General features: G+C 40.8%; 6 protein-coding genes and 1 tRNA gene. 2 read left to right on the plus strand and 5 right to left on the minus strand.

What is annotated here, in order from left to right; translation table 11 throughout:
• The 4 genes from QZZ43_RS04010 to QZZ43_RS04025 all read right to left on the minus strand — a co-directional run.
• Window positions 1–1,016: PAS domain-containing protein (locus QZZ43_RS04010; RefSeq protein ID WP_291856499.1), on the minus strand; the 1,016-nt coding region annotated here is incomplete at its 3' end.
• Window positions 1,017–1,124: 108 nt separating this feature from the next.
• Complete coding sequence (locus QZZ43_RS04015) at window positions 1,125–1,982, minus strand: substrate-binding domain-containing protein (RefSeq protein ID WP_291856501.1); 858 nt, start codon at window positions 1,980–1,982, stop codon at window positions 1,125–1,127.
• A 987-nt stretch (window positions 1,983–2,969) separates the two neighbouring features.
• A complete protein-coding gene (locus QZZ43_RS04020; protein WP_291856502.1) occupies window positions 2,970–4,046 on the minus strand; it encodes a lysylphosphatidylglycerol synthase transmembrane domain-containing protein in 1,077 nt (358 codons plus the stop codon).
• A gap of 205 nt (window positions 4,047–4,251) precedes the next feature.
• Window positions 4,252–4,325: transfer RNA gene (locus QZZ43_RS04025), tRNA-Ala, on the minus strand.
• Between the two features lie 310 nt (window positions 4,326–4,635).
• On the opposite strand from QZZ43_RS04025, the gene QZZ43_RS04030 reads away from it, so the two are divergent.
• Complete coding sequence (locus tag QZZ43_RS04030) at window positions 4,636–5,316, plus strand: energy transducer TonB (protein ID WP_291856504.1); 681 nt, start codon at window positions 4,636–4,638, stop codon at window positions 5,314–5,316.
• Between the two features lie 355 nt (window positions 5,317–5,671).
• The gene (hflX, locus tag QZZ43_RS04035) at window positions 5,672–6,877 is read left to right on the plus strand and encodes a GTPase HflX (RefSeq protein ID WP_291856507.1); all 1,206 of its coding nucleotides are present in this window, start codon (window positions 5,672–5,674) and stop codon (window positions 6,875–6,877) included.
• 147 nt (window positions 6,878–7,024) lie between these two features.
• On the opposite strand, the gene QZZ43_RS04040 is transcribed toward hflX, so the two are convergent.
• The coding region (locus tag QZZ43_RS04040) for a purine-nucleoside phosphorylase (RefSeq protein ID WP_291856509.1) at window positions 7,025–7,541 on the minus strand (517 nt) is incomplete at its 5' end.

Consider the following 7,541-nt stretch of genomic DNA (forward strand, 5'->3'; position numbering starts at 1 on the left):
AATTCATCGTCTTTATCAGATTGAAGCATGTGCAAACTCGATCCTTCAATCTCCTTCTTTGTGAGACCGTTTCTCTGCTCAAAAGATTTGTTAACATATTCAATAATGCCGTTGGTATTGGTGATCATTATCGATACAGGACTTTGCTCAACAGCTTTCAGCAGTTTTGTTGTGGTTTCTTCTGCCTTTCGACGATGGATAATAACCACTCGTATCTGGTTAATGAGGATAAAGGTTAAGGTGGCCACCAGGAGCGAAAAAACGATTAAGCTCAGGTACTTTAATCTTGAATACCGCTCAAAAACAAAGAGGCTTCTGTCGTTGAGACCAGAAATGGTCTTGCTGATTTTAAAAGAAATCTGATTCTCAATTTCATAAATTCTGGCAAAAATACTTTCGGCCTGTTTTTTGTAAAAATTAATGGATTCCAGACTCTCCGGGGCTGCGGGAATGGTAACTGTATTTGCCATTTGGCCTTTTAAGGATCCGGTTATTTTGGCGCTTAACGATTGTAACTCGTAGAGCATGGATGGGATATCACGTATTTCGGATATAGTACCGGTGAACTCATCCGGCTGGTATTCGATTACCTCGGTGATTCGGTCAGCGTCCTCCATATTCACAGCCTTCACCACGGTGACACTTCCTCCCTTATCCAGTTTCTCAAGAATTTTTAAACTTCGGTTAATCCTTTGCCTGATTTCATTCTGCAGGTTGTTGACCTGCTGCGGATGGGTAATAGAAGAGTAAGACCTGAAGTTTAGGTTAATATTGAGCAGGTTTTCTTTAAGCAAGGATTCAATCCGTTGCTTTTGTTCCTGATTTCTTATTGTGTTCTGATAATGAAGCGTATATGTTTTATCGAAATAATTTCCTATTATCAGGATGGAAGCAATGGTAAAGATAAAAATCCCCAGAAGAAGGTATAGTTTGTTGATTAGGGGTTCCTTAAATAATCCGCTACTCTTCCGGAAGGGAAGCTTTTTTAAAATATTTCTACTTGTTTTTAAATCCAATTTGGTTTGGTTTTATAGCCTCTGCTTTTTGTGTTAGCTGAGATGTTTTGACAACGATTGGTCAAGATAGGCAATTAACAGGTAAATTAATGAAACAAACATCAAAAATTAAAGGGATTTAGTTATCCCATATTTTTCAAAAATTTTTCGGGATTCTTCCTGTTTTAAACTTTCCAGAAATTGCAGCGCATTTTTTTTATTGTTTCCTGAGTTTAAGGTTACTGCAAGGGTCTGAAAACTTTTGAAAGAAGCCTGGATGGCCAGGGTATCGACCTGCTTTCGGATGCTGTTGGTGAGATAGTCTGACTCCCAGACGATGGCAATGGAAGCTTGTTCGGAAGCAATGTCCCTTATCAGACTTCGGGAATCAGTGGTAAGGAAAAGAACAGAATTCATTACCTGGTCGTAAAGCTTGTGTTTCTTTAACAGGATTCCGGAGGTGTAACCCAGTGTGCTGCTTTCGGGGTTGGCCAGAATGATTCCGTTCTTAGGATTGGTGAGAGAATTCAATGAGCCTGTTAATCGGGATGGGTTTCCCCGTGGGATAATGAAAACAAGTGTCTGGTTTCCCAGATAAACTGAGTCCAGGATGAGTTCAGGTGATGCCAGTAATATGTTATTGATAGCTTCCCTTGAGTCGGGAATGAAAATATCTGCCTCCCTGCGGTAGTGAATGAGATTGATGAGGTTTCGTGCACAATCGTTTTGAATGCTGACATTTAGATGAGTACTGTCTTCGAAAGCCTGAACAAACTCCATAACAGGCCCTAGAATTCCGTTTTCACAATAAACTATAAGGTCTGTGTTCTCTGTCTCTTTTGATTGGAGTTTGGGTTTACATCCAGCGATAATAACGAAAAACAACACAGTGAAAATTAATAATAATATGATCTTTGAAGTGGTCACTTGTCTTAATTGATGAATTTTAAATTTTCTCTCTACTATTGTATTGTACTTGCAAAGCATATTTAATAGTTTTTTAGTAATGCCGCAGAGCTAAGGCAATTTCGGATTTCTGCGTGTTACAAAAAAGAAAGGTCATAAGGGGCGGTTGAGTTGGGGTTTTTACAAAGCAGCGATTCCTGCATTATACAAAACGGGGTGAAGCGGAATTTTTTTTTGAAAACAATGAACTGATATTAATAAAATGCAAATGGTCAAATGCAAGATACAACGATAATAATTTTAATATCATCTGATTAGTCACTAAAACAATGCAATTGGTCAAATGTCGTTTTTCGTTTTTGAATTTGCGGCAGAAATGGGCCATCAGAATTTTTTTCCGAGCCTTAGGCTGTTAGTTGCCAGGTGATTGAGCGGCACTCAAACATTTATTCACTAATCTCCCTTTTCTGGATTGAGACATTCTATCAATTGTAATTTCATTTTCTGGAACCAGCTTTAATTTGTTTTTCCCGGTAAAATGCATCACTAATATCAGAGAATTCTTCATTTTTACCCGTTTATTACAATTAATATTTTCTTGTGATGCGGGTCTTTAAATGCCTTGTTTAAATTTGATGTAACTTCTGCTCCAGGTGTCTGTTATCCCCGGTTTAAAAGACAGTATTGCTTTGGTAGAATATATACCAAACCTGTCTTATTTATCAGTACAACATTTATCTAAGTTATTGGTCTGATGTAACTCGCATGTGAGGGACTTATACATTGCCTTTTGTGGCATCCCTTGCCATGCTCCTATCATTGGGATAAGTGTCTGAATGAATGAAACTCACAAAATTGGAAAGTATTTTTATTTCAAAAAACTGAAGTAATCAGGCTGCCCCGAAAGGAAGTATTTTTGTCAAGGTCGAGGCGTTGGGAATTTTTGCACAATAGTTAACTTTTTGTCAATGAGGGTTAAAAATTTTCTGTAACGAAATTGTTGGCAATAAAAAAATATTTTGGGAGTGGGCTCAGGATTCGCAGAGTTTTTTTGAGTGTGAAGACCTATCATTTGACCTTTCTGGTAAGAAAGTGTTTTCTTATCCAGCGAGGAACAAGGAAAGTTCCAAATATGAGATATGGGTAGTAGCTAACCATTCTCCACATGAAAGCCATGGCTATTCCCGTACCCAGAGGGATAAAGGCGGCCAGAAACTCTTTAAAAACATATTCTGCAAAACCGCTTCCTCCGGGGGTGGGGCTTATAAGCATCATGATCCACATGACCAGCTGTTTGGCAAAAACATGAAAATGGTCTTCCAGGCTGAGCCATTTGATGCCCAGAAAAGTAATGATTAGGGTGTTTACAACCCAGTACCGTGAAGTCCAGCTGAAAAAGGTGGCGACAAAGGCTTTCATCCACTTGGAAAGGGGCCAGTCACTGAACTCTTTGGAGGTTTGAATAAGGTCTGTCCCCGATTCGTTGGCTTGTGGACGCCATTTGCGAATAATAGGGAGTTTAAATATCATCAGAAGCAGCCATTTTAATCCACGGGGATTTATAAACAGACCGTATGTGAGTACAAGTGTGTAGAGTAATTTTATAGTGTAGCCTCCTATTGCCAAAAGGAAAAAGTTGTTTTTATACCACGGCAGTACTGCATCGGCTGCATCAAGAATAAAAATATCCGAGCGCCCCAGCATAAGTAAGATAATGGGGAACGTGAGGATAAAATACAGTTCATCGAGAAAGGATGTAACCATTACCACTGCGGTACTGCGACCGAGGCGCACTCCCTCTTTATTGAGAAAAAAAATGGCAACACTGGTTCCGCCAATTGCCGAAGGAGTGATGGCAGAGGTGAACTCCCAGAGCATGATGATGTTGAAGGCTTTTCGCCACGATAATTCATTATTGGTAAGTATCCGAATGCGGAGGATATAACCGAAGTCTCTGACGGCCATTAGTAGAAATGATATCAATAACCAAAACACCGACCAGGCTGTGATTTTCACAAAGCTAAAGCTGCCGGGTTCAAATTCCCGGTAGAGGAGATAACCCGTCACCGATAATCCTATCAAAATAGGTAGGATAATCTTGCTGGGGCTGATGCTTTTTATGATTTTCCCTGAGTTGTCTGTCATCGGTATTTGCTGAATATTGAGGGCGTCAATGGCTTTTTATGAAACGCTGAAAAGCTTTAAAAAGAAACCCGTTATTGGAGAGACAAATTTAAGGGTTACAATTAACAACCGAAAGGCCGGATGTTAAACTTTCTGAAAATGATATTAATAAAAACAAAATAACCGGACATTTTGTCCGGTTATTCGTATATTGGTTAAACAAACGTGGAGATGAGGGGAGTCGAACCCCTGACCTCGTGACTGCCAGTCACGCGCTCTAGCCAACTGAGCTACACCCCCGATTTTCGATTTGCAAATATAAAAGAAAATCGGCAATATGGCCAAAGGAATTCTGATAAAAATGTGGTTTGGATTGGTTTTTGTTAAGTGATTGCTGTTAAGGTGTTGAAATTTAACGATGAATAAAGTTGTCGGGATGGCTTTGTTATTTTAAATCATTAAAAAGTATTGTGAGAAATGCTTGGATTTGATTATAAAATCCTATTTTTAGCCTCTCAAAATGAAAAAGACGACTTTTGTTCGTTAAATTTGGGAACATTAAAAGCAGTAAGAGACATTAAATTTTAGGCACCAAAATTCGGTTTTTATTATGGAAGTAAAAAAGTCGCCAAAAGCAGATTTGGAAAGCAAGAAGTCGGTTTTTATGCAGATCGGACTTGTTGTGGTGCTTTCTCTGGTTTTCATTGCCTTTGAATGGACATCAACAGAGGCGGATGTCAATGATGGGTATAGAATTGACGAAGAGGAAGTAGAGGAGGAGATCATCCCGATCACCACCCAGGAAGAAGTGAAACCACCACCGCCGCCGCCACCACCAAAAGTAACTGATGTATTGAATATTGTGGAAGACGACGTGGAACTCGAAGAAGAACTCGTTATTGAAGATACCGAGGCTACTGAGGAAATGGAAGTTGACTTTTCCGATATGCAAACAGATGAGGATGTTGAAGATGCCCCTGTGTTTTTTATCGTGGAAGACATGCCTGAATTTCCAGGTGGAGATGCTGCTTTGCACAAGTTTCTTGGAACTTCTGTTGATTATCCTGTAATTGCTCAGGAAAACGGAATTCAGGGACGTGTATATGTAAAGTTTGTAATCAATACCGATGGTTCTGTAACTGATGTTCAGATTGCCCGTGGTGTTGACCCGAGTCTCGACAAGGAGGCCATCAGGGTTGTGAAGAGTATGCCTAAATGGAAGCCCGGTAAGCAACGGGGTAAAGCGGTAAGAGTTTCTTACACTGTACCCATTAACTTTGTGCTTCAATAAGGAGCGTATCGAAACGCTGTTTAAAATATAAAAAAGCCCGGTTGTACCGGGCTTTTTTGATTTGATGAGAGTTTTTTGAATGCTTCTTTTTTATCATTAGTGCCCGATAAAGAAAAGAGATTGCTTCACTACCTTTACCTTGACAGGCATTGCAGTGTTTTTGGGATTGGAGGGGGTTGAACGGTGTCATTTTCGAGCAAAGGACAGCAATCTTTTTTCAAGAAATAAGTTTCTCCTTACAATAGTGTCTTTTTATTGGTAAATCAATTACTTTTGAATCTTACAATTGCTGGTTAAATCAATTTAGAAATGGCTTCCTTTCAATTTGTTAAGGGTAACTTTATTATTTTACTGAATGAATGATTTAATATCAACAGAAAAAGAGCTTGAGAAGGTAGTTTTAGTGGCCATCCGTACTCCCGAAGTATCGGAAAGGGCTGTGGAGGAATATCTTGACGAACTGGCTTTTCTGGCTGAAACGGCCGGGGCGGTGCCTGTAAAACGGTTCGTGCAGTCACTTTCCATGCCCGACAAACGTTACTTTGTTGGCAGTGGTAAGCTCGAAGAGATTGTGGAATACGTTAAAGTGCATGAAGATGTAAATGCCATTATTTTTGATGATGAGCTTTCTCCTTCACAATTGCGAAATCTGGAAGGTGCGTTTCGGCGGCGAATTTTGGACCGAACCAATTTAATTCTGGATATTTTTGCGCGCAGAGCACGGACAGCACATGCCAAAACTCAGGTGGAACTGGCACAGTATCAGTATTTGCTCCCTCGTCTTACCCGCATGTGGACACACCTTGAACGTCAGCGAGGTGGTATCGGGATGCGCGGACCGGGTGAAAAGGAAATCGAAACCGACCGCCGTATCATCCGTGATAAAATATCCAAACTGAAGACAGACCTTCAGAAGATTGACCGGCAAATGGCTACCCAGCGAAAAAATCGTGGTAAGTTGGTGCGGGTAGCTCTTGTTGGCTATACCAACGTGGGGAAAAGTACCCTGATGAATACTCTTGCGAAAAGTGAAGTGTTTGCCGAGAATAAATTGTTTGCAACCTTGGATACAACTGTTCGCAAGGTTGTGGTGGGGAATCTACCCTTTCTGCTCGCCGACACAGTCGGATTTATACGTAAACTGCCTCACCATTTGGTGGAATCGTTTAAGTCAACGCTTGATGAGGTGCGTGAAGCAGATATTTTACTGCATGTGGTGGATATTTCTCATCCCGGTTTTGAGCAGCAAGTTGAAGTGGTAAATAAAACTCTTCACGAAATTGATGAGCGTGAAAAACCCATGGTGATGGTGTTTAATAAGGTAGATGCTTTCACTTATACTGAAAAGGAGGAGGATGATCTGACGCCCGGAACACGTGAGAATTATTCTTTGGACGATTTGAAGAAGAGCTGGATGGCCAAAGACGCAAATAGCATTTTTATTTCGGCCAAAGAGAAGACCAATTTCGATGAATTCAGAGAACTGCTCTATCGTGAGGTGGTGAAAATCCACGTGACCCGGTTTCCTTTTAATGATTTTCTTTATCCGGATATGGAGTAAGTATGGAAGAGGGTGTCCAAAAGTCATATATCGATGTTGTTCTGTGGATATTGTACATTCTCACCTCATACAAGAATGAGATTCTTCACTGAGTTCAGAATGACAAAAACAAAAATCTTTGACTCTTGGACACCCTCTTCATTGACATTATAGCGTTCCTACCAACTCGGCAATTACCTTTGTCATTTTTGGTTCGGCTGCCGCGGCAACTTCCTGAACTTCCTCGTGGGATATTTCCACTATTTGTCCGGGAACACCCGAGTCGGTGATGATGCTTACGCCAAAGCAGGTCATTCCGGCATGACGGGCCACAATCACTTCGGGGACGGTGGACATGCCCACGGTGTCTCCGCCGATTACTCTGAAAAATTTGTATTCTGCAGGGGTTTCGAAAGTGGGGCCAGCAGTACCTACATAAACACCGGTCTTAAGGGTGATTTCATTGTTTTTGGCGATTTTCAGTGCTTTTTCGGTGAGTTCTTTGCTGTAAGGCTCACTCATATCCGGAAAGCGGGGGCCTAATTCATTTTGATTTTTACCAATTAACGGGTTGTCGCCAAACATATTGATGTGGTCGGTGATAATCATGATATCGCCTACTTTAAAGTTGGGATTCAGTCCACCACTGGCGTTGGATACGATTAGGTGGTCTATGCCGAGGGCT

The organism is Marinilabilia sp. (assembly GCF_016278715.1).
GTDB lineage: Bacteria > Bacteroidota > Bacteroidia > Bacteroidales > Marinilabiliaceae > Marinilabilia.